Annotated in this window: 19 protein-coding genes; 8 read left to right on the top strand and 11 right to left on the bottom strand. The window is 49.8% G+C overall.

What is annotated here, in order from left to right; genetic code table 11:
• The first annotated feature begins 20 nt into the window (after positions 1 to 20).
• Complete coding sequence (locus PaeBR_RS01415; RefSeq protein WP_410513160.1) at positions 21 to 2,321, top strand: UvrD-helicase domain-containing protein; 2,301 nt, start codon at positions 21 to 23, stop codon at positions 2,319 to 2,321.
• A gap of 197 nt (positions 2,322 to 2,518) precedes the next feature.
• Here the strand turns inward: PaeBR_RS01415 and PaeBR_RS01410 are convergent, their stop codons facing one another.
• The 8 genes from PaeBR_RS01410 to PaeBR_RS01375 form a co-directional block, all read right to left on the bottom strand.
• Positions 2,519 to 2,755, bottom strand: a complete 237-nt coding sequence (locus tag PaeBR_RS01410; protein ID WP_410513159.1) for a DUF6953 family protein — start codon at positions 2,753 to 2,755, stop codon at positions 2,519 to 2,521.
• Between the two features lie 126 nt (positions 2,756 to 2,881).
• Positions 2,882 to 3,199 (bottom strand): hypothetical protein, encoded by a 318-nt coding sequence (locus PaeBR_RS01405; protein WP_410513158.1) that lies wholly within the window; start codon positions 3,197 to 3,199, stop codon positions 2,882 to 2,884.
• A 125-nt stretch (positions 3,200 to 3,324) separates the two neighbouring features.
• Positions 3,325 to 4,197, bottom strand: a complete 873-nt coding sequence (locus tag PaeBR_RS01400) for an alkaline phosphatase family protein (protein WP_410513157.1) — start codon at positions 4,195 to 4,197, stop codon at positions 3,325 to 3,327.
• 34 nt (positions 4,198 to 4,231) lie between these two features.
• Entirely contained in the window at positions 4,232 to 5,275 is a 1,044-nt protein-coding gene (locus tag PaeBR_RS01395; RefSeq protein WP_410513156.1) for an ABC transporter ATP-binding protein, read from the bottom strand.
• Positions 5,190 to 6,074: an ABC transporter permease gene (locus PaeBR_RS01390; protein WP_410513155.1), complete on the bottom strand. Its 885-nt coding sequence runs from the start codon at positions 6,072 to 6,074 to the stop codon at positions 5,190 to 5,192. Before PaeBR_RS01390 ends, PaeBR_RS01395 begins: the two co-directional genes overlap by 86 nt.
• Before the next feature lie 37 nt (positions 6,075 to 6,111).
• Positions 6,112 to 6,993, bottom strand: coding sequence for an ABC transporter permease (locus PaeBR_RS01385; RefSeq protein WP_410513154.1), 882 nt, complete (start codon positions 6,991 to 6,993; stop codon positions 6,112 to 6,114).
• 96 nt (positions 6,994 to 7,089) lie between these two features.
• Complete coding sequence (locus PaeBR_RS01380) at positions 7,090 to 8,202, bottom strand: ABC transporter substrate-binding protein (protein WP_410513153.1); 1,113 nt, start codon at positions 8,200 to 8,202, stop codon at positions 7,090 to 7,092.
• A 144-nt stretch (positions 8,203 to 8,346) separates the two neighbouring features.
• Complete coding sequence (locus PaeBR_RS01375; protein WP_410513152.1) at positions 8,347 to 8,553, bottom strand: hypothetical protein; 207 nt, start codon at positions 8,551 to 8,553, stop codon at positions 8,347 to 8,349.
• Positions 8,554 to 8,863: 310 nt separating this feature from the next.
• On the opposite strand from PaeBR_RS01375, the gene PaeBR_RS01370 reads away from it, so the two are divergent.
• Positions 8,864 to 9,253 carry a hypothetical protein gene (locus tag PaeBR_RS01370; protein WP_410513151.1) on the top strand — a complete coding sequence of 130 codons (390 nt, stop codon included), beginning with the start codon at positions 8,864 to 8,866 and terminating at the stop codon, positions 9,251 to 9,253.
• Between the two features lie 88 nt (positions 9,254 to 9,341).
• On the opposite strand, the gene PaeBR_RS01365 is transcribed toward PaeBR_RS01370, so the two are convergent.
• Positions 9,342 to 10,346, bottom strand: coding sequence for an AI-2E family transporter (locus PaeBR_RS01365; RefSeq protein WP_410513150.1), 1,005 nt, complete (start codon positions 10,344 to 10,346; stop codon positions 9,342 to 9,344).
• A gap of 237 nt (positions 10,347 to 10,583) precedes the next feature.
• Here PaeBR_RS01365 and PaeBR_RS01360 point away from each other — a divergent pair, with 237 nt between their 5' ends.
• Positions 10,584 to 11,297, top strand: a complete 714-nt coding sequence (locus PaeBR_RS01360; RefSeq protein WP_410513149.1) for a hypothetical protein — start codon at positions 10,584 to 10,586, stop codon at positions 11,295 to 11,297.
• A 59-nt stretch (positions 11,298 to 11,356) separates the two neighbouring features.
• Here the strand turns inward: PaeBR_RS01360 and PaeBR_RS01355 are convergent, their stop codons facing one another.
• On the bottom strand, positions 11,357 to 12,217 hold the full coding sequence (locus PaeBR_RS01355) for an MBL fold metallo-hydrolase (protein WP_410513148.1): 861 nt from the start codon (positions 12,215 to 12,217) through the stop codon (positions 11,357 to 11,359).
• Between the two features lie 170 nt (positions 12,218 to 12,387).
• On the opposite strand from PaeBR_RS01355, the gene PaeBR_RS01350 reads away from it, so the two are divergent.
• Positions 12,388 to 14,070 (top strand): glycosyltransferase family 2 protein, encoded by a 1,683-nt coding sequence (locus PaeBR_RS01350; protein ID WP_410513147.1) that lies wholly within the window; start codon positions 12,388 to 12,390, stop codon positions 14,068 to 14,070.
• A 78-nt stretch (positions 14,071 to 14,148) separates the two neighbouring features.
• Here the strand turns inward: PaeBR_RS01350 and PaeBR_RS01345 are convergent, their stop codons facing one another.
• Positions 14,149 to 14,883, bottom strand: coding sequence for a CPBP family intramembrane glutamic endopeptidase (locus tag PaeBR_RS01345; RefSeq protein ID WP_410513146.1), 735 nt, complete (start codon positions 14,881 to 14,883; stop codon positions 14,149 to 14,151).
• 441 nt (positions 14,884 to 15,324) lie between these two features.
• On the opposite strand from PaeBR_RS01345, the gene PaeBR_RS01340 reads away from it, so the two are divergent.
• The 4 genes from PaeBR_RS01340 to PaeBR_RS01325 all read left to right on the top strand — a co-directional run bounded on the left by PaeBR_RS01340 (position 15,325) and on the right by PaeBR_RS01325 (position 22,113).
• The gene (locus PaeBR_RS01340; RefSeq protein WP_410513145.1) at positions 15,325 to 16,926 is read left to right on the top strand and encodes an SWIM zinc finger domain-containing protein; all 1,602 of its coding nucleotides are present in this window, start codon (positions 15,325 to 15,327) and stop codon (positions 16,924 to 16,926) included.
• Entirely contained in the window at positions 16,923 to 19,919 is a 2,997-nt protein-coding gene (locus tag PaeBR_RS01335; RefSeq protein ID WP_410513144.1) for a DEAD/DEAH box helicase, read from the top strand. The genes PaeBR_RS01340 and PaeBR_RS01335 overlap by 4 nt, the downstream gene beginning before the upstream one ends.
• Before the next feature lie 181 nt (positions 19,920 to 20,100).
• Positions 20,101 to 21,006: a glycosyltransferase family A protein gene (locus tag PaeBR_RS01330; RefSeq protein WP_410513143.1), complete on the top strand. Its 906-nt coding sequence runs from the start codon at positions 20,101 to 20,103 to the stop codon at positions 21,004 to 21,006.
• 48 nt (positions 21,007 to 21,054) lie between these two features.
• The gene (locus PaeBR_RS01325) at positions 21,055 to 22,113 is read left to right on the top strand and encodes a glycosyltransferase family 2 protein (RefSeq protein ID WP_410513142.1); all 1,059 of its coding nucleotides are present in this window, start codon (positions 21,055 to 21,057) and stop codon (positions 22,111 to 22,113) included.
• The last annotated feature ends 22 nt before the right edge of the window (positions 22,114 to 22,135 follow it).

The raw sequence follows: 22,135 nt of genomic DNA, 5'->3' as shown, positions 1-22,135 counted from the left end.
ACAAACGAAGGTGAATTCAATTGAACAAGCTCTTATTTCATAATATTCCTCTGGGCGCTACTGGAGAACGTATCCCTGAGGCCGCGATAGCCTCTGCCAAGACCAGCAGAGAGCTGGTGAAACCGGAGGACCGGGACTCGGCTTTTTTCCGCAGGCTGGAGCAGGGCGGTATCCTGCTGAACCTCCCGCAAATTGCAGCCGTAAGGCACCATACGGGGCCGCTTCTGACTCTGGCCGGTGCAGGCTCCGGCAAAACATCGGTTCTGATCTGCAGAACCGGTTATTTGCTGTCTGTGCGCGGAATTTCACCGAGCCAGCTGCTGCTGTTGACCTTTTCCAATAAGGCGGCGGCTGAAATGCGCGAGCGGATTGCCCTGCTGCCCGGGGTAAGCGAACGCGATGCCACCGCCTTGCAGGCTCGGACGTTTCATTCCTTCTTCCTGTATTTCTTGCGCAGACAAGGCTTGCAGCAGGATATTTTCAGCGAAACCCGCCGTCAGCATATTTTACTGAAGCAGATTATGCGCGAGCTGGGACTTCCCAAGGATGCTTATCCGCCGGAAACGCTGCTGAGTCTGCTCTCTTCTCACAAGATGAACATGGGCACGGTGGATGAAATCCCGGAATTAACGACCGCAGATCAAGAAATGAAACAAATTCTGAGAATCTACGAGCAGTGGAAAACTGACCATTTCAAAATCGATTTCGATGATGTCCTGTTAATTGCTTACCGGATGCTGCGGGAGCGGCCGGTGCTTTTGCAGGAATTGCAGATGAGATACCAGTATGTAATGGTCGATGAGTTTCAGGATACGAACGCCCTGCAATATGAATTGGTGAAAATGATATCTCATCCGCAGCATAATCTCATGGTGGTCGGGGACGATGATCAGACGATTTATTCCTTCAACGGGGCGCGTAGCGAGTTCATACTGGAGTTCGAGAAGCTGTATCCTGGAGCAAAGGTGATTACGCTCGATATCAATTACCGCTCCGGCCCCGCGATTGTCGGTCTCGGCAACGGCATTATCCGGCACAACACACGGCGGCGCTCCAAAACCCTGCAAGCGGCCAAAAGCGGCGGAAGCCAGCCCCGGTATATGCGACCGCAAAGTGCAGACGAGGAAGCCGAGCAAATGGTCGATCATATTGTAAGTGAAGTCGGGAGCGGCAAGCGCGAATACAAGGATTTCGCCATGCTGTACCGCGCCTCTAGCAGTAACCGGGCCTTACTGGAACTGCTGCTTCTGCGTGATATTCCTTATATCGATTATGGCGAAGGTCAGCTGCTCTATGAGCACTGGCTGATTTCTCCAGTTGTAGATCATTTGCGGCTTACGGTGAACCGGCGGAATTTTGCAGCGATTGAGAATATTCTGCCCACTCTGTATATGAACCGGGAAAAAGGGATGAACCACATCCGCCATATGGAGGCTATCCAGCCGAAGCAAGGCCCGCTCATCCATCTGATGTCGCTGCCCGGCATGGAGGATTTCAAAGGCGTCAAGCTTAGAGAGCGGCTCGATCTGATCCGCAATATGCGTGAGCTGACACCGGTACAAGCGATTCGCCAGATCCGTACACAGTTCTATGATCATTTTATTGAGGCTAACGAACGGCATCAGGCCACACTGCACAGGGAAACGTTAAAAGAAATGCTGGACGAGCTGGAAACCTCGGCGGAGCGGTTCGACAGCATCCCGGCCTTCCTTGATTTTATCGAAAATATTACGGAGCGGAATGAGCATCATCGCCAGCCGGGCACCAAAGAGCAGGGTAACCGGGTTGCGCTGATGACGATTCATAAATCGAAGGGGCTGGAGTTTCCCGTGGTGTTCCTTATCGGAGCCTCCGAGGGGATTCTGCCGCACAGCTCGGCGCTGGAGGGCGATCGGTTTAAGGACCGGAAGACCGCCGTCTCTGGCGGCGGAGCATCAAGCCTGGCGGCGCTGGAGGAAGAACGGCGGCTGGCGTATGTAGCCGTTACGAGAGCTAAGGAAGAGCTGTTCATCAGCTCGCCTGCCCAGCATCGGGGTAAAAAAGCAGAGGTCTCCCGCTTTATGCTGTCGGCCTTCCGGTCTGCCGTTGCTTCCTCCGAGGCATCTGCGTCCAGAAGCGTGACCGTTACGGCAAGAACACTACCGGCCAGCAGAACAGCAGCAGGAAGAACCCACACCGTACCTGTCTGGACCTGTACGGGTGAACGATGCCCAGGCTGGACTCGCGTGAAAGCAGGCGGGGCCGAAGATCACCTGTCCACCAAACCCTGTCCGCTCTGCAGCTCCCCTATGGAAAAGGGCAGTAGAGAGGTGCCGGTGTAAAAGGGGCAACTTGCTTTAATATAACTGGAAAAACTCCTGTTAATAATGCGAAATATCCCTACAATCATGATATAGATGGAAATCCCGGTAATTTTATTAATTGTAAGATTTATTAGAACAAGCATCGAATTAGCTGGAGAAATTCCTGTTAACTGTGCCCATGCGCACACAAAAAACGACCCTTAACGGTCGTTTTTTTAGGTCCAGGCCCACAGAAATCCGTCCCGGTCCCAAGCGATTTTACCGCCGTGCAGCTTCCGGAAAGCTTTCTTCACTTCCTTGGACAGCGAGGCGTTGCCATTCTCATTCACAAATACAAACTGTTCTCCGAAGTTCGCCTTTACGTATTCAATGGCAGCAGTCTGATATAAATTACCCGTAAAGCGGATTTCCTTGACCATCCATTCGGCTACTTCCTGTGCGGTTACTTCCATTGTGGTGCGTCTCCTTTCCGTGATTGCTTCTAAAAGGTGCCCTCATTATAGCATGAATACAACCCGACCGGATAAACGTCCGAATCGGGTTGTATAGGGCGGTTCTATTTGGACTAAACGAAGTCCTTAAACCGGGTATGTAGGGTTTGAAGGGTGTTGGGACTTCTGCGATGCACTTACCATGAGCAAAATGGCCGTGATCAAATGCAGTACCCAGCCCACAATTGGAATCCAGGCCAATAAAGAAGTCACAATCCCGAGCACTGAACCGTAAATCGGCTCTCTGTTCTTAGACGATAAAATCAAGGTAACGAGATGCAGAACAAACATCAGCCCAAGTACGCTGTACCAACTTCCGATTACAATGGCGGCACCAAGAAGCGGAATTGCCAATATAAGCTCAAACGAACCCGTAAGCCATTTCAGAATTCTTGAACTACTCACAGGCAAACCTCCTAATAGGTAAAATATACTAGTAATTATACAGAATTATAATGGTGATGAATATACTTTTTTTTCATTTTTCACCAAAAATACTTGATATTACCAACAGCATTCGACATCAAGCTTCATAGCTTTTCTCCTCCATCCTCCTCTTGCTGTAATACCGCCGGCACAAATGCAGGCAGCCCATCCTTGCTCATCGCAGCAGAAGGCTCTATGCCGAGACAATGACACATTAAGGGCGCGAGCCGCAGCTGCGGCAGCGCCTGTACCTCTTTTTCCGGGGACAGCACATCTTCTCCGAACGTATATAAAGGAACATGCCGCTCAGCAGGAGAGACGCCTCCGTGAAAACCATTGGCATTCATACCATGATCCGCTGTTACGAGGATACGATAACCTAGCGCCATCCAGAGCGGAAACAGTGTGGCCAGCAGGTTATCCGCCATGCGGACAGCTCGCTCATATTCCTTGCTTTCCCCACCGTAGCGATGCCCGGCATCGTCAATATTCATGGAATGAATATAGAGAAAATGTGGATCAAAGGCACTGCGTAAATACTCCGCGTCCGCGAATACATGACTGTCCGGATAATGGTCCTCGAAATAATAGCTGCCGTGCTGAATCGGCTTTAATACATTGTGCTGATGCCGGTCCGTAACAGGATTGAAGGGGGCTGAGCTATACAGCTCACTGACCCAATGATACGCAGCCGCAGCTGTACGCAGGTTGGCGGCAACCGCAAGATGGAATACGCTTTGCTCATTGCTCAGCCTGATAATATGGTTCCCTGTGATTCCATTTCTGGTAACCGGTGTGCCTGTAAGAAGCACTTCATACAGGGGGCGCGACAGACTGGGCAATTCGGATTGGACTCTATAGCAGGATACCAGCTTCTGCTCGACCAGATGCTCCATATACCCCATGTATTTACGGGCCGCATCATGTCTTAGCCCATCTAACACAACAACGATGAGCTTATTCGCCACTTCTGTCATCTTGGGCTCCGCCTTTCCTAACCTCTTGGATGGTTTATGCGCCTTCTCTTTCCAAATGCAGCAGCTGGGCAGGGTCCAGTGCCAGTGTGACCTTCTCACGTTCTTCTACCCTTAGCCAGCATCCGTCATTTAACAAATCGACCGTCAGGCGAATACCGGCAGTATCGACGGCACAACGAATGATGTTTCCCAGCACAGACACGGAATGGATGGTTCCCTCCACAAGGGTTTTTCCATTAATGTCCTCTTGATGAACCGTACGCCCATTGAACAGCACGACCGATTCAGGGCGGATGGCGAAGCTTTCCGCAGAGCTGTCAATTCCCCCAAACAACGCCATCACCTCAGGTCGGGTCAATACGTTATAGCTGCCCATGAACCTGGCGATAAACTCAGTACGCGGCTCCGTATAGAGACTCTCCGGAGTGCCTTCCTGGACAATCCGGCCTTTGTTCATAATACATATCCGGTCGGATACGGTGAGCGCTTCTTCCTGGTCATGGGTAACAAAAAGTGTCGTCATGTTGAGGCGCTTCTGGATATCGCGGATTTCCGCCCGCAGGTTTTTGCGGATCTTGGCGTCGAGCGCACTTAGGGGTTCGTCCAGCAGCAGCACTTTGGGCTGCACGGCCAGGGAACGGGCCAACGCAACCCGTTGCTGTTGTCCGCCTGAGAGCGACTGCGGATATACATCCCGTTTATCTTCGAGATCGACAAGGGCCAGCAGCTCTTCGCAGCGGCGGCGGCGGGCCTCTTTGGATAAGCCGCGCATTTTCATACCATACTCAACGTTTTGGCCTGCAGTCAGATTCGGAAACAGTGCATAGGATTGAAACACCATCCCAACCTCTCTGAGGCGGGGCGGCTGCTTGCCCAGATCTTTATTTGCCAGCGAGATACTGCCGCCATCCAGCTCGGAGAGGCCTGCAATACAGCGCAGCAGTGTGCTTTTCCCACAACCGGAGGGACCCAGCAGCGTCACCAGCTCCCCTTCACGGATTTGCAAATCCACATTGTCCAGCACACAGGAATTGCCGAACATTTTGCGTACACCCTGCAGCTTTAAAAAATCGTTCATCCCCGTATCCCCCCTGCATTTTCTTGCCAAGCTTCATGAGCAGCATCGACAGCACCAGAATAAAGACAAAATAGGAGATTGCAATCGCACTGGCTAAATGTCCGCTTTCTCCAACACGTTGATATAAATACACCTGAATCGTCTGGATATGTCCTCCGACCAGCATGTTCGTAAGCACAAATTCACCGAACAGCACGGAGAAGGATAACAGCGTCGAGACGATAACGCCCGGCCAAATATTAGGCAAAATCACATTCAGGAAGGCATTTCTACGGCGCGCGCCAAGCAGCTCGGCTGCATTCAGCAGTTCTACGGCAGAGACCGTTAACAGACTGTTGCGAATACCCTGATACATATAAGGAAGTATGACCACAAAATAAGCTCCAACCAGCAAATAGGAGGTTCCGGAAATATCGAAGGGCCCGGAGGAATAAGTACGAATCAGGCCAACAGCCGCAACTACGCCGGGCACAGCATAAGGCAGAACTACAATACCTTTCATGAAGCTTTCCAGGCGGGGCAGGTAAACGGTAATGACGAATACAGCCGGAAGCATCACGGCCAGGCTTAACACCACGCTAATAAGGCATAAATAGAGTGATGTCCATAGCGCCTCCACAAAGCGGATATCCTTGAACATTTCACTGAACCAGCTCAGGGTCCAGCTGTTTGGCAGCAGGCTGTTCTGCCAGTCCTGGGCAAATGCGTATAATCCAGTTACCAGCAGAGGAAGCAATAAATAAACCATTAACAGGAGCATAAATGTACGCGGTGCCCAGCCCGTTTTTGTAGGGTTCATTGTCCCAGCTCCTCTCGCGCTGCGGGCCATAAGCGCCTCAATGCATTGCCTTTGATCTTCTGCTTCTTAATCGCCCCGGTCGGAACCTCTCGGCGCGTTTGACCATTCGATGATTCAGATAGACGGCCAGCAGTGTTGACAGCGCAAGCAGAACAGCAAGCGTACTGCCCATTTCCGGCTGATTCACAACATCTCCGGCAACCAGAGAGCCGATCCGGACAGCGAGTAAATTATAGTTGCCGCCCACCAAAGCATAAGCTGTTGCATAAGCACCCATGGCATTGGCAAATAAAATTCCGAGTGTACCAAAGATCGCCGGTGCCAGAATCGGCAGCCCGATACTCTTCCAGAACTGCCAGGGGCCTGCTCCCAGCAAAGCAGCGGCCTCCCTCCATTGCTCCCGGATTCCGTAGAATGAAGGATACAAGAGCAACAATGCCAGCGGAACCTGGAAATACACATAGACCAGCACCAGACCGCTCCAGCTGTACAAATTGAAATCCGAGAATACACTCCACCCCCACTGCTTGAACAGCAGTGTAAATATCCCATTGTTGCCCAGCAAAATGATATAGGCGAAGGCCAGCGGAACACCGGCGAAATTGGAGGTCATATTCGACAGCATCAGCAGCCGGTCACGAACCGCTGGCGTAAATCGGGTAATGCAATAAGCACATATAAGCCCAACCGCAATCCCGATCAGGCTGGAGGATAAAGAAATGAACAGGCTGTTCTTAATTGCCTGCATATAGTAGGCACTTTGCAGAGCATGCAGATAGTTGCCCAGCGTAAAGCCCGTCCCATCCTCCCTACGGAAACTGCCCGTCAGCATGGAGAGTACGGGCACTAGTTGAAACGCCAGCACCATCAGTGCAAACGGAATCAGCGCCAGGATCATTCCGCGGTTTCTCTGTTTCATCGTTCACTCTCCTCAAATTAAGAAATGGACGCTTCCGCCATGATCACGAAAGCGCCCCTCTTCTTATTATTGTGCTACCCGTCTGTTTTGCTAGTACTAGTTCAAATGCACAAGGACCCGTTCCTGCCACAGCTGCGGAATACTCTTGGCAGTCTCTTCCCAAGCCTTATAATCGCCGACAGGCTTGGCATTCACATATTCTTCTTTCGGAAGAAGCTTAGCCGCAACATCATCCGGCAGCGTTACACTGTCACGGATAGGGCGGGCATAGCCCTTGGCCAGATTGATCTGTCCTTCATCGCTAAGAATGTATTCCCGCGTTAACTTTGCGGCGTTAGGGTGTGGAGCCCATTTATTAATAATGGTTGCATAACCGCTCACGACACTGCCTTCCTTCGGAATAGCAACATCGAATTCATCCTTGTTGATCTGGTCTCTATAGTTCAGTGCGTTGAAATCCCACAGCAGCGTAACTTCTACTTCGCCCTTCTCAATATTGGCGAGCGAAGCCTCTGCATTGGACAGACGGCCGTTCTTGGCCAAATCCTCGAAGAAGGCAATTCCTGGCTCGATGTTCGACTCATCCCCACCGAAAGCGATCGCTGCGGCGAGTACAGCCATTTGGGCTTGTGCAGCCTTGGTCACATCGCCAACGATGATTTTATAATCGCCGTTCTTCAGATCTTCCCAGCTTTTCGGCGGATTGGCAACGAGCTTGGTGTTGGTCAGGAAGGCAATACTGCCTTGGTAACCGACGACCCAATTCCCGTCCTTATCCTTGGCCCAATCGGGAATTTCGTCCCAATGGGAGGTTTTGTAGGGCTGTGTTACGCCTTTATCCACTGCAACTGGTCCAAAGGCGATACCTACGTCTCCGATGTCTGCAGTCGGCTTGTCTTTTTCTGCATCGAACTTGGCAATTTCCTCCGCGCTCGACATATCTGTATCTGAATGTGCAAGTCCATACTTGCCTGTAATATCAGTCCATGTATCCTTCCAGTTGGCCCAGGAATCCGGCATGCCCACGCTGACTACACTGCCCTCTTCTTTGGCTTTGGCTTCGATCTCCGTCAGGCTTAATTCTTTAGCATTTGTATTTCCGTTCGTTTCATCAGCCTTGGCTTCCGAATTTCCACAAGCGGCGAGCAACAGGACGAGTAAGGATAGTACAAGACCAACAGATAATTGTTTTTTTAATCCAGTTTTCATGATTTCCCTTTCACTCCCATGTCTTTTTTTGTGGGCTGTCTCTCTTATCCAAGCTGCTCTTTACCCTTCTGCAGTATAGGTGCCCACTATTTGCGCCGGATTAAGCCGGATAGGAACATTTGTAAAAGACATACAGTCCTCCAACTAACGTAATGTATCCGCAAACCAATCCGCTATGGTTGTAATCACTTCAGTAGCATGATTGGTTACACAGTGATTCCCGTCCTCCCAAAGCTTAATCGTCTTATTCACGGAAGAGGCTTCATCAAATATTCTTTGTACCCCTGATACTGCAAATAACGGATCGGTTTTCTCGGCATCCTCCAGCTGCTCCCAGTGTTTATTGCTCATTTATCCCTCTGCTTTCTGCCCACCCGCCAACAAAAAAAGACTCCCGGCACATCCTCCTGTTAAGGAAAGGTGCGGGAGCCTTTGGCGATCCAATCGGCTCAGGTTTATTATTTTAATGCTCATTTAATTAGTAGTAAAGTATTTGTGTTATCACATACCCCTTTAATCATACCTGTCAAGTATGAATTCGATGATTTCACGTTTTGAGGCAATCTTTATCTTATTTTAAAGAACGCTTAAGGTTCCCATCAGGTTGCTCCTTTACAATGAAATCAAGCTGGAGTCCTAACCCTAAGAAAAGAGGATTAATATGAATATAAAACGAGTGATGATTGTGGGAACAATGGTTGTAGCCATGTCTTTCGGAGGGACGGCCTGGAGCAAACTCATGGGGAGTGCAAATCCGGTCGCAAAATTTTCCATTGCAAGCGTTGCGGATAACGATGAATTATTGGAGGCGCTAAATCAATCCTCCGACGAAGAGCTGTACGAAGCCTTGTATGACGGAAAATCACTTCATGATATTGCGGCGGAGCATAGCGGAAATATCGGCAGCGTCATTAACCTGCAGGTAGCCCAACTCGCGAAGCAGCTCGATCTGCGCCTGGCCAGCGGAAGCATTACAGAGGATCAATATGCAGCCCACAGAGCGGAGCTGGAAGAGATTGTAACCCGGAGTGTACTCACCTCATTCGGCTAAAGGACATACATAAGAGGCACAATGCACAAACCCCGGCCACATTGGCCGGGGTTTTCACATTCATTATAAAATTAAAAGTGTTCCACCCTTATTTCTCCCGTTTGATCTCCAGAATATCGAGGAAAAAGACAAAAATCGGGATACCCAGAATCAGGCCCCACACCCCGAGATAATGCTCAGAGAACAGAAGCACGATAAACGTATAGAACATGGGCAGATTCATTTTGGAAGACATCAGCTTGGGATTAAGGAAGTAACCTTCAATTACGTGCAGCACAGCAATCATGGCCAGCACATAAATGATCATAATCAGGCCGCCAATATTGTAACCAATAATGCACAGAGGAATTAAGGAGATGACAAACCCTACAACCGGGATCAAGCTAAGCAGAAAAATCATGATCGAAAGCGCAAACAGGTAAGGAAAGTCCAGAATCCATAATCCGACCACCGTAAAAAGCGTATTGAACAGTGCGATCAATATCTGCGCTTCAATGACTTTACCGAAGGAGGAAATAAATTTTTGACCGAAATACTCCAGCTCCACATAAAACCAGGAAATCTTGCTCTCTCTCAGCCGGGAGGTAAAGGCGACAATTCTGTTCTTCTCCAATATAAAAACAAAGCTCAAAACAATCGCTAATACAAAGGTTGTGCCCCAGTTGCTGATTCTCAGCACATAATCAAGTCCATGCTCCATATAAGATTCGTAGTTCAAATCTTTGAACGTACTAAATATATACTGCGTGATCTGGTTCTGGGGGATATCTGCAGGAGTCAGGTGAATCAAAAAGTCGGTTAATTGCTTGATCTGCATGTATACCTTCGGCAAATATTTAACGAGTGCTATGACGACCATGGTAATCAAAGCCAGGTACAGAATAACAATAATAACCTTGCTGTTCACTGCCACATATTTGCTGATTCTCTTCGACAGCAGCACCTGAAAGCTGTTCATCACATAGGCGATCAGAAACGTAAGCAGCACCAAATTAAGCATATCTCTAATACTGAACAGCAGCAGGCCGATCAGCGCCAAAATAAAAAAACGCCGGATCGTTAAGTTCGCGTAATACCTCTTAAATACTTCCATGATTCCTCTCCATTCACTAACACAATTCACACCTATATTATAGTCTACCGTAACGAAAACAATTATAGCAATACTTTAATACATCATCATTCGACTCATTTCGCATCTATTCCGGCACTTTCATACAACATAGGTGACCACGCGCAAAATTCAATCAGGTTGTAAATCTTAGCAGGTGTCATTTCAGCTCTTTATGAATAGGCTAAACAATCAAAATTTATACTGGAGGTATTCCACATGACCCATAGGAATGATTATTCGAACAGTCAAGCTCACCAGCCAGCTTATCCATATACTCCTCATTACAGTCATTACCCTTACTCCCATTATTACCATCTCCACCGTTCAGAAAGCACCACTGCTTCTTTGCCGACTGACAGCCAAAAAGAGAAAAAGCAAATTGTGAATGGTTATGTAACCGGAAATATAGGCAGCGGGCAAGGAATCAGCCTAAATACCGGGGGAGAATTAGGCGGCAAGCACGGACTTGGCTTTCAAGCAGACGGACATTTAACCTACAACAGCCTGGGAACTCATGCAAGTGGTCATCTGGGCAACCAATATGGGATTAATGCCCAAAGCGAGACCCACCTGAACAGCAGCCAAGGTGCTGGTTTTAATACCGAAGCACAGGTTGGTGGAAAATACGGCCTTGGCGCTCAAGCTCAGGCCCAGCTCGGCGGGGGCCAAGGGGCCGGGTTTAATACCGGAGCGCAGCTTGGTGGAGATCACGGCCTCAGCGCTAATGCCGACGGTCACTTGGGCATCAGCCAAGGCGCCGGGTTCAATACCGGAATACAGATCGGCGGGGAGCATGGACTCGGCGCCCAGGCTACAGCCCAATTGGGCGGCGGCCAAGGGGCTGGATTCGGAATCACAGGCCATGCAGGCAGTCATGACAGCCACATCGGCGTTACTATCGGCGGTAAAAATAATCAATTAAAGAAATAAACTTCTTCGTTGTGCTTCACCATTGTTCTGCCATACTTTTCAAAGGTAAGGGGATATCACTAGTCATTATGGGATATCCCTTTTTTGTTTTCGGTCAAATCCCCCGCCATCTCACTCTGAAACTGCTTCTGATTGCTTTGGTGAAACTTGGACATGTTGCGGGGAAAAGCACAGCCTTCGATCAGACGATCAACAGCTTCTTGTTCACCTGCCGCTACCAATCTCCGCATAGCCCGAATATAATTCACGCTCTGGTCCCGCCTCCGTCTCATTTCATGCGGATGCTGCGTGGCCTCCCCGTGTCCCGGTACCAGCAAGGTAAAAGGATGGCGGTCAGCAATGGACTCCAATTTAGCAAGCGTTTCCTCATAGGAAACACTGTTGTCATCAATATATGGGAATTCTATATCTGACAAATAATCACCCGCAATAAAAAGACCGAGCGGTTCGACCCAGGTGAACATCCCATCGTTATTATGTCCCCGTGCCATATAGAAGGTCAGCTTTGTATTCCCGAATATCATACACTGCCCATCGGTCCCCATAGCATGGTCCACTACGGGATATGTAATTTCATATGGCCTTCGGACATAGTATTTGTCATCGAAAGCTCTTATCTGCTCAAGAATAACCTGACGCTCTTCCACTTTTTTATCCGCCAATGCTTGGCTTGCAATAACCTCTGCCTCCGGAAAAGCGCCATAGCCAATAATGTGATCGAAATCGGAATGGGTGAATAATAGCAAAAACTTTCTCCCGGCACGAATTCCCTCGGCATACTGCCGGATCTCCTCCACCTCGCGGGGCAGCCAGCAAGGATCTGCAACGAGTACAAAATCCGGAGTTTCCACTACGAGTGAATTGGTCATATAAAGGTCACTCTGAAACAGGGCAACCTGTCCTTTTTTCCACTTTAACAAGATCTTCCCCCCTAAAATTCTTCCCGTTATTAACAAATATAGAGGATTGCCGGTGTTATACAAATATATTGAAGCATATATTCCATATATATTTAAGGCCGGAGGGATTTTATGATAACGGAAAGTCTATGTCTGATCGTAAAGGATGAACACATAAGTGGTGGCACATTATGAACGCGATGAAGAAGACACAGGTGCTGCTGGGCAGCCCAATCCACCAAAAGCCGCCTATTTTGCGCCAGTTCCTCGATTCCCTGCTCCGGCTGAAGCTTGAACAGCTTGAGCTGGATTTCTATCTGATTGATGATAATGAGGACAAACAATCCAGCAGCCTGCTTGAGGAATTTAAGAGCAAGAATAATAATGTCTTTCTGCAGTCGTCAGGTTACAAAGACCCGTATATCCGTGATGATACTACCCATTTCTGGAACGCCAATCTCGTCTGGAAAGTAGCCAATTTCAAAAATATGATGATTCAGCGCGCCGCGCTTCTGGACTATGATTATCTGTTCCTGATTGATTCCGATCTGATCCTGCACCCCCATACACTGGAGCACCTTGCAGCAATGGGCAAAGACATCATTTCAGAGGTGTTCTGGACCCAATGGCAGCCGGATACGATGCTTCAGCCGCAGGTATGGATGCATGACGAATACAGCCAGTGGGAGCGGCTCCCGGGCGAACAGCTCAGCGCTGAGGAGATTAGCTACCGGTTTAATCATTTTCTGACCAAGCTGAGAATTCCGGGTGTTTATGAGGTCGGCGGTCTTGGCGCCTGCACCTTGATCAGCAGGCATGCCATAGAAACCGGTGTCTCCTATAATATCATTAAGAATATCTCTTATTGGGGAGAAGACCGGCATTTCTGTATCCGTGCCGCAGCTCTCGGCATCCCGCTATATGTCGATACCCATTATCCCGCACTGCACCTGTACAGGGACAGCGATCTGAGTAAAGTGGAGGAATTTATTCAGAGTACCGCTGTGGAGCCGGTTGTAGACAGCAGTGAGCCTGCGAAATCCGAGTCCGCTCCCGCTGCACCTTCACCTGTACCTGCTGACCGGAAACGCCCTAAGCTCACCCTCACCATGGTCGTCAAAAACGAGAGTCCACGCTTCCTGAGGCAAGTTCTGGAGGAGCACAGGAAATATATCGATGAGGCCGTCATTATCGACGATGGCAGTACCGATGACACAGCCGCACTCTGCCTTGAGACACTTAAGGACATTCCTGTACACATGGTATACAACAAGGTCTCCAAGTTCAGCAATGAGATTGAGCTGCGCAAGCAGCAGTGGGAAGAGGTCGTGAAGACAGAGCCCGAGTGGATTCTGAATCTGGACGGCGATGAGATGTTCGAGGATAGGTTCGCCGTAGAGATTGACACTTTGCTGCGGGAGGACAACATAGGTCTTTACTGCTTCCGCCTGTATGATTTCTGGAACAAGGATCATTACCGGGAGGATGCCTATTGGCGCTCCCATCTGAGCTACCGCCCGTTTCTGCTGAGGTACAATAAGGACTTCAACTATGTCTGGAATGATTTTCCGCAGCATTGCGGACGGTTTCCGGAGAATATATTCGAGCTACCCCACCAGTTAAGCGACCTCCGGCTGAAGCACCTGGGATGGTCTAAACCTGAGTTTCGTCTGGAAAAATATTTGCGCTACATGCATCTGGACCCTGAGGGGCAATACGGCTGGAAAGAGCAATATCTCTCCATTCTGGATCAGCATCCAAATTTGGTTCCGTGGGTGGGAATAACATCCGGTTTATCGAACAAGAAGAAACGGCTTCGCCGTCCTTATAGGGACGGCACCCGTTTCTCGGAGAAATATAAGGATAAAGTATAGAGTGAAACTTATACTTGCTTTCTTATATTTAAAAATAGGACTGTCCAATCGACCTCATCAGCCGTTCGGACAGTCCTTTTAGGTTAGTTCTGCGGGCTTGTCCTTAGGCAGCATGGCTAAAATTCGGGCATCAATCAGAAAATGGAGCACCATACAGAGCACAATGGAACCCGTAAAATAATAGAAACAACCAAAAAGCCCACCCATAAGCGCAGTAGACAGGACACCTTTCACTCCTTGATAGCTATGCCCCAAGCCGAAAATGAGGCTGCTGATCACGATCACCCAAACCATAGAAATCCCGGGAATGATCAGCGGGAAATAGTAGAACATGAAAGAACGGAATAATAGCTCTTCACATACACCGGCTGTTGCAGAAATCACCATCCAGAACCGCTTTTCACGTCCCGTGACCGGTAAAAAGTCTCCAGTACTCTGAAGCTGCTTTTCTATAAGGTCTCTATAACCGGGGACAAAAGCCATCATAATCAGCGGTGCTGCGATATACGAGATTAATCCGGCAAGAAGTATAATAGAGCCACGTCCCCATTCCACTACTGTGAAGCCCAGGAGGGACCAGGGAATTCCTCTCCAGCCAGCATATCCCGCGAACACCGCTGCAAGAACCCATAGCTCCAGCACCGTCATCCGATAATAGGCCATTTTTTTGCCAGGATCACTTGCGTAATCTCTCTTGAATTTTTTGTAGGAATAATATCCCCATACCGGAGTCACTGCCAATAAATACAAGATTAACAAGTGCAGCACCAACATAATAGATCCCCCGATTTCATCGTTTCCATGCGGTTGCAACTTATTTCCTTTGCTGTAGCAACTGTCTTCTGATCATATTACCTGTGACTCAACCTGCCAAGGACTTTTCATATACAAACTATATCATATTTACTGTACATCCCCCGAGGTCCCATCTGAAACAGCTCCTGGACGAACATCAATTGCGGATTGCTGTCATTGGAAAAAGCGGTAAGATAACATAGACCCGCTGGAAGCCCGTTATTGACGATTTTCACTACAGCTTGATTAATTCTTTTATTTCCACTAACAGGCGGGTTTATAATAGTATTCGTAGTAAGCACAGGCATAGCCTCTCACATCCTTCTATAACCTCAATACATATATCTTATGCAGACCTATATAGATGTTGTTTCGCATTATAGACAGGTTTACTTGAGAAGAAGTGCTATAATAAACAGGACAAAACAGAGACTACGATCCATCAGGAGAGCCATTGCGATGAAAACTACCTATATCATGGATGATGCCCAGTGGGGCGTCCTCGTGCAAGATACAGCTTATTATTTCGACGATTTGACCCTCAAGCGCGGATTTCAATATTATAAGCAGGGCCGTGTCCTTCAATTTTCCATGTCTTCTCCTCCAATCATTAAGGCTGTTGTAGAGGGAAGAGAAGAATACCGTGTGAAGATTAATCTGGAGGCATTCTCACTTAATCACTGCGACTGCCCGGTTCATGGCCCATGCAAGCATATGGCTGCCGTGCTGCTGAATTTCGCGGATTGGCAAAATCGTTCCATCCCCGTGCTCGTGAATGCCAAGGCCTCGGCCATGTCCGCCGCGATACCTAAGCCCTCTAAGAATCCTCAATCTGCGTTAAAGGAAACGGCCAGCCTTATTCCCACGATGACGGTTACGGAATGGCACGGGTGGTTTGAACGCTGCGTTGCCCCTTTGTCTCAGCAAGTCCGTAATCCTCAATATATCGAAGGCGGTTTGGCTCTTATTTTCAAAATAAAACCATCGCTCTCCCCTGTGACGGAGCAGCTGTTCAGATTGCACGCCCAGCTCTTTATGCTGGAAATGCTGACCAAACCGGCTCGGAATCAGAGCCATTCCTTTGGCACTTATGTAGGCTACTATACTCATCTCGCGATCTCCGAGCTGCAAAGTACCATAGAACACAGCTTCGAAAGTGCGCTGCCGCTGGATAAAGAACCGGAGCAGTGGCGCCGTGTGACAGAGACCTTAGCCTATCTGCGCAATGAAATGCTTACCGAAACACGTGACCCTTCCTATTTCTCCCCCTGCTATGCCCTGTTTTGGAGGAACTGGATTATTCCAAATTTAAACGATAGGCTGCTTTTTTCGGAGGAGCTGGAGAAGCTCCAGCAGCTTGAGAAGAAGCTTGGGACCTCGCTTTCCCGGCGTTCCTGGCTGTTGGCCCAGAGCTTGATGCATTTCCAGCTGTCTCAAGATCAGGCAGCCTGGAGTTTGCTGCGGTCAGCCGCCGAGCGTCCCGATTTCCACCCGGAGGATTTGATGGGTTTCCTTGCGCCTTTGGCGGATGCCCGGGATTGGCCGCGTCTGGTGGCTTGGCTTGTTGAAATCGGCGCAATACTCAGCGGCCGCCTGTTCTATAGGCTGGAGGAATATTCTTTTTATTGGGACCAGGCTGTAAAAGAGCTTCCCGATACCGAGCCGCAAATGTGGAATGCGCTGACCGCGATGCTTCCGTCCTCCCGGGATATGTATGATGAAAAACTGCTGTCGCACAGCAAATATCAAGAATGGATGGACTACCAGCTGTCCGCCGGAAGAGAGCCTGCGCATTTTCGGGTCACGAAGCTTCAGCCCCTGGAAAAGCATGCCCCGGAAACACTGCTGCCCTTCTACCATCAGGCGGTCGAAAGATATGTGTCCGAGAAAAACCGGGATAGCTATAAAGCTGCGGTAAAGCTGATGAAGCGTCTGCAGAAACTATACAAAAAAATGAAGCAGGAGGAGCGTTGGGCGTCCTTCCTTAACGTCTTCACGGTTCGCCACAGCAGACTGCGCGCCCTGCAGGAGGAGCTTCGGAAAGGAAAGATGATACCGTGAGCAAGTTTATACAAACCATTACCGTACATGCCGCATTAAGCCAGTATGGGGACGCGCTTATTTTCGGCTCCATGGAAACGGATGATTACGTGCCCGGACTTCTTCTTAAACAGCGCTTGTTCGCATGGCATGAAGCATCCTATTATGGAACTCAATTGACGATTGAATCGACCGGGGATGCCCAGCTCATCATTCTTCCTGCCGAGCAGGTCATCCCTTTCTTCGCTGAACAAAAGCTGCTCACTCATATTGAATGGGCCTGGGAGGGCGAAGCCGCGCAATTGATAAAGCTGTCTCCCTGGCTCGCCGAATGTCTGAAAGAGAAGAAATATATCCCGAGCCTGTCCGCCTATCAGCAGGGCAAGCTGCAGTGGATATGGGATGACAAAGCCTCGGAAGCACTATCGGGATCGGAGCTTCACGAAGATGAGCTGTCTTCACTCCGTGAAACCGCGGAAGCCAGCAGCTTCCTGGACGGACTGCGGGCTGCCTTTTCTGCCGCGGTGTCCCGGCTCTATTATGGAACCCAAGGTGAAGCTGCCGATCTGCGGAGAGAATTCCCCCGCCTGTTCGACATGGATCGCATGGCTGCAGCGGGTATGAATTCGGCGGAATGGTTAATGGCTGTAGGCTGGCAGGCCGATACCGCACCCTTCCGCCCCGCACTCCAGCTGCTGGAGCCGGATGAAGCCATCGCTGACTGGCGGCTTAAGCTTGTTCTGCAGGACAAGCTGGATGAGTCCCTGCTTGTGCCTGTCCGCCTTGACGAAGACGGAGAAGCCTCCGGCATGTGGCCGGCGGAATGGTCGTCTTATGTGCGCGACCGCTCCGCCAGCTGGCTTATGCGACTGAGAGCAAGCCTGCCCGACGAGAGGTTCGCAGGCGGAACCGATGTCCTGGGCTATACGCTGGACAGCGAAACAGCCTGGCGTTTCTTGACCCTGGACAGCCGGAGGCTGCTGGAAGCAGGCTGGCAGGTGCTGCTGCCGGCCTGGTGGGAAGCCGCCAGCCGGAAGAAACCCCGGCTGCGCGCCAAGGTTAGCGCGGAATCGGGAAACCGCGGAGGCCAATCCCTGTTCGGGCTGGATTCCATCATCGATTTCGATTGGCGGGTAGCGATTGGCGATGCCGAGCTGACCGAAGCCGAATTTAATGAGCTGGTTGCCCGCAATGAACGGCTGGTCCGCTTCCGCGGGCAATGGATTACGCTGGACCCCGCCTTGCTAGCGCAGATTCGCCGAGCGATGGACGGTATGGACAAGAGTCAAGGCCTGTCCTTTCAGGATGTATTGCAGCTGCATTTGCTTGGGAACAACGATGACGGCAGCGGAGATCTTGCGGAAGCACAGCCGGAGGATGCAGTGCGGCTCCGGCTGGAGGTGGAGCTGAACAGCCATCTGATCCAGCTCATCGCCCAGCTCGGCCAGCAGACGGAATGGCCTACGCTCCCTGTACCGGCCGGTCTGCAGGCGGAGCTGCGGGCGTATCAGCACCAAGGGTATGCCTGGCTTGCCTTTCTGCGCCGCTTCGGACTGGGTGCCTGCCTCGCCGATGATATGGGACTCGGCAAAACGGTGCAGCTGATTGCCTATCTGCTTCACCTCAAGGAAAGTGCAGCTGCCAACCTGCCGGATTCGGATTTATGGCCTTCCCTGATCATTTGTCCCACCTCAGTGCTTGGCAACTGGCAAAAGGAACTGAACCGGTTCGCCCCTTCACTAAACGTTATGCTTCACTACGGAAGCAGGCGTCAAGGTGGAGGTTTCTTCCTCGGAGCCGCTGCACAAGCCGATGTCGTGCTGACCTCTTATGCCACTGCGGCACTGGATCAGGAGCTGCTCAAAGAATTCACCTGGGCAACGATCTGCCTGGACGAAGCGCAGAATATTAAGAATGCCCAGACCAAGCAATCCGCCGCCGTCCGGAGCTTCCCGGCCCGGCACCGGATCGCGCTCACCGGAACGCCTATCGAGAACCGGCTCTCCGAGCTGTGGTCCATCTACGATTTCATAACGCCGGGTTACCTGGGCAGCGCAAAGGCTTTCCAGGACCGGTTCAGCAATGCCATCGAGAAGGAGCGGGACGAACGGCGTATAGCCGATCTGCAAAAGCTGGTCAAGCCGTTCATGCTTCGCCGCAAGAAAAAAGATCCTGCCATCCAGCTCGACTTGCCGGATAAGAATGAGATGAAGACCTACGTTCATCTGACGGCGGAGCAGGGTGCACTCTACGATCAGACCGTCAACAGTCTCATGGAACGCATGCAGAAGCTGGAGGGCATTGAACGCAAGGGCGCGATTCTCGCCGCACTCACCCAGCTTAAGCAGCTGTGCGACCATCCGATGCTGCTGAAGAAGGAGCCTCTTCCGAAAGCCCCTGGCGCTGAGGGCACATTTGACACAGAAACACTGATCGGCCGTTCTTCCAAGCTGGAGCGGCTGATGGCCATGGTGAAGGAGCTGCGGGATGAGGGGGAGCGGTGTCTGATTTTCACCCAATATGTCGGCATGGGACAAATGCTGCAGCTGGTGCTTCAGCAGGAGCTGCAAGAGCCTGTGCTCTACCTGAACGGAAGCACCTCCAAAACAGCACGCGACCGGATGATCGAGCAGTTCCAGTCCAATGCAGAGCAGCTCTCCTTCCGGGATCAGGTCCCGGCTGAACAGCCCGGCGTGTTCATTCTCTCCCTAAAGGCCGGAGGCGTAGGTCTAAACCTCACGGCAGCCAACCATGTGTTCCACTTCGACCGATGGTGGAATCCCGCGGTGGAGAATCAGGCAACGGACCGCGCCTACCGCATGGGTCAAACCCGTGACGTCCAGGTGCATAAGTTCATTGCCCTGGGCACGCTGGAGGAACGTATAGATGAGATGCTGGAGAATAAACAGCAGCTCAGCGACAATGTAATATCCAGCTCGGAAGGCTGGATTACCGAACTCTCCACCGATGCCCTGAAGGACCTGTTCACGCTGCGGCGGGAATGGGTGGAATAGTGCTAAAGAAAGAACATCCACATGTTTGGATGTTCTTTTTTGTGTTGTTCTCACCTGTAAATATTTGTGTTATTACCAAATAAGTAAACTAAAGTAGTATATACAACCTTTTGACTTCAATAGTAAGTTAACTTTAGATAGAACTATACTGTGGGGATTCAAACAAAAAGGAGTGGATTCAATGCAAGGCTTGTCAGTGGTTATATGCACGAGGAATCGGGTAAACGACTTGACGCGGTGCATTCATTCTGTAACAAAGCAAAGCATGAGCCGGGTACAGGGCGTTGAAATCATCATTGTAGACGACGGCGATCTGCCCAGATATGTGCTTCAGGAGTATGAATCTCTTCTGAGTGAACAGGGTTATTCTTTTGTCTACTTCAATAAGACGAATCCGGGATTATGGCTGTCCAGAGTCAAGGCGGTGGAGTTGGCCTCCATGGACACGATATTGTTCCTCGACGATGACGTCGAACTGCCCGAGCACTACTTTTCAACCTTAATTCAGACTTATCGTGATCATCTAGACTGCGTAGGCGTTGGCGGCGTGGCCATCGGTATGAGGAACAGCTTCATGGGTACCATCCGTTGTCTTCTTTCCTTTCAGCAGTCCTTATCGAGCGGCAAGCTCTCCTTAAGCGGTCAAGCCGGGTCCATGTACAATTGGCACAAAGCGAGGAAAACGTTCAAAACCGAGTTCCAGCACGGCTGCAATATGTCCTTCAAAAAAGAGGCGATCAAGGATTTAAGGCCAGTCCCTTGGCTTAAAAGCTACAGTGTCGGCGAGGATATTCTAATGTCCCGGATTGCGCTGAAAAAAGGCCAGCTCTATATCAATCCCGAATTAAAGCTTCTGCACCACGAATCGCAAGCCTCCAGAGATAACCTCGAAGATGTCGCCTACACAAGAGTGCTTAATCACGTACATCTCCTCAAAGACAAGCAATCCGGACCCATCGGTTATCTCGCCTTGTTATGGACAACAACCTACTTAATTCTAAGGGAGCGGCCCAAAAAGAACTTCAAGGCCATCAACGGCTACAAAAAAGGGCTGAAGCAAATATTTTCAAATCCAACCGCCGAATAAGGTCTATCGACCTCTCTCTGGTTCATTATCCAAGGAAAGGAGTGCCTTATGATATTAAGCATTGTAGTCCCTGCATACAACTTAGAACAATATATAACCCCTATGTTGAATTCGCTCCTGAATCAAAGTGAACAACAATTTGAGGTCATTATAGTGGATGACGGCTCTACCGATCAGACCTATAACACAGCGGTAGAGATCCTGTCCGGCAGCCCGTCGCTGCATTACAGAATCTTGAGAACAGACAACCGTGGAGTAAGCGCCGCCCGAAATAAAGGCCTGTCCGAAGCTATAGGGAAATACGTGATGTTTCTGGATGGAGATGATTACGTCTCCCATGACTTGGTGCACACGATTGATGAACATACGCGCGAGCACGAGCACGAGCCCGAAATGATCTGCTGGGGATATGACCTGGTCAGAGAGAACAAATCAACGATTGTGAGCTTTACGTCAAAATTAAACGTCATTACAGGGATTGAAGCACTGAATCATATTTTTATCGATAAAAGCCTGAGAGTCTGGACCGGAAGCATCGCCTTCAAGAGAGCCTTTTTACTTGAGAATGGAATCGAATACACCGAACGGTGTGTAAATGGGGAGGATCAGGAGTTCATCTACAAAGCCTTATCCAGAGCACCCAAGGTCATTTCCATTCCGGACGTGTTATCTTACTACCTGCAAAGAAGCACCTCCATATCCAATAGCTATAATGTACAAAAATTCGACGTTGTGGGTGCATTTAAAAGAGTCCATGAGTATTTCAATGATCATCCCGTAGCCGATCTGCAAACGATATCCGATTTATTAGTAAGCAGAGAGCTTACAGAGAACTACTTCTTCAACCTTAAAACCTGTCTGTACGGTACGGAAGGGATACGTATCCAAGATTTGCTTCACGACATTGACCAAGCCTACCCCCTTCTGCCTCAAGAAATGCATGTCATTATGAAGCATTATAAGGGGGACGACAAAAAGCTGGCCTACCAGATCAAAGTTTTTTTAATTTCCCCGCGGTTCTATCACAGGTTAATTAATCTGGACAGAAGCCTGACTCACTTGAAAAGCAGAATTAAAACCGTGATAAAGGTTCAGGAGCACCTCTAAAGTGAATTGAACCGGAAAGGAA

The sequence above is a fragment of the Paenibacillus sp. BR2-3 genome (assembly GCF_046529485.1).
GTDB lineage: Bacteria > Bacillota > Bacilli > Paenibacillales > Paenibacillaceae > Paenibacillus_AQ.
Note: the sequence above shows the minus strand (reverse complement) of the source record. Positions and strands in the feature narration are given on the sequence as shown.

Excerpts from the sequence above, each read along its gene's own strand:
- PaeBR_RS01340 (WP_410513145.1), top strand. The coding sequence starts at position 15,325 with ATGAAAACTACCTATATCATGGATGATGCCCAGTGGGGCGTCCTCGTG.
- PaeBR_RS01395 (WP_410513156.1), bottom strand. The coding sequence starts at position 5,275 with ATGAACGATTTTTTAAAGCTGCAGGGTGTACGCAAAATGTTCGGCAAT.
- PaeBR_RS01370 (WP_410513151.1), top strand. The coding sequence starts at position 8,864 with ATGAATATAAAACGAGTGATGATTGTGGGAACAATGGTTGTAGCCATG.
- PaeBR_RS01375 (WP_410513152.1), bottom strand. The coding sequence starts at position 8,553 with ATGAGCAATAAACACTGGGAGCAGCTGGAGGATGCCGAGAAAACCGAT.
- PaeBR_RS01390 (WP_410513155.1), bottom strand. The coding sequence starts at position 6,074 with ATGAACCCTACAAAAACGGGCTGGGCACCGCGTACATTTATGCTCCTG.
- PaeBR_RS01325 (WP_410513142.1), top strand. The coding sequence starts at position 21,055 with ATGATATTAAGCATTGTAGTCCCTGCATACAACTTAGAACAATATATA.
- PaeBR_RS01410 (WP_410513159.1), bottom strand. The coding sequence starts at position 2,755 with ATGGAAGTAACCGCACAGGAAGTAGCCGAATGGATGGTCAAGGAAATC.
- PaeBR_RS01330 (WP_410513143.1), top strand. The coding sequence starts at position 20,101 with ATGCAAGGCTTGTCAGTGGTTATATGCACGAGGAATCGGGTAAACGAC.
- PaeBR_RS01400 (WP_410513157.1), bottom strand. The coding sequence starts at position 4,197 with ATGACAGAAGTGGCGAATAAGCTCATCGTTGTTGTGTTAGATGGGCTA.
- PaeBR_RS01385 (WP_410513154.1), bottom strand. The coding sequence starts at position 6,993 with ATGAAACAGAGAAACCGCGGAATGATCCTGGCGCTGATTCCGTTTGCA.
- PaeBR_RS01360 (WP_410513149.1), top strand. The coding sequence starts at position 10,584 with ATGACCCATAGGAATGATTATTCGAACAGTCAAGCTCACCAGCCAGCT.
- PaeBR_RS01350 (WP_410513147.1), top strand. The coding sequence starts at position 12,388 with ATGAACGCGATGAAGAAGACACAGGTGCTGCTGGGCAGCCCAATCCAC.
- PaeBR_RS01365 (WP_410513150.1), bottom strand. The coding sequence starts at position 10,346 with ATGGAAGTATTTAAGAGGTATTACGCGAACTTAACGATCCGGCGTTTT.
- PaeBR_RS01380 (WP_410513153.1), bottom strand. The coding sequence starts at position 8,202 with ATGAAAACTGGATTAAAAAAACAATTATCTGTTGGTCTTGTACTATCC.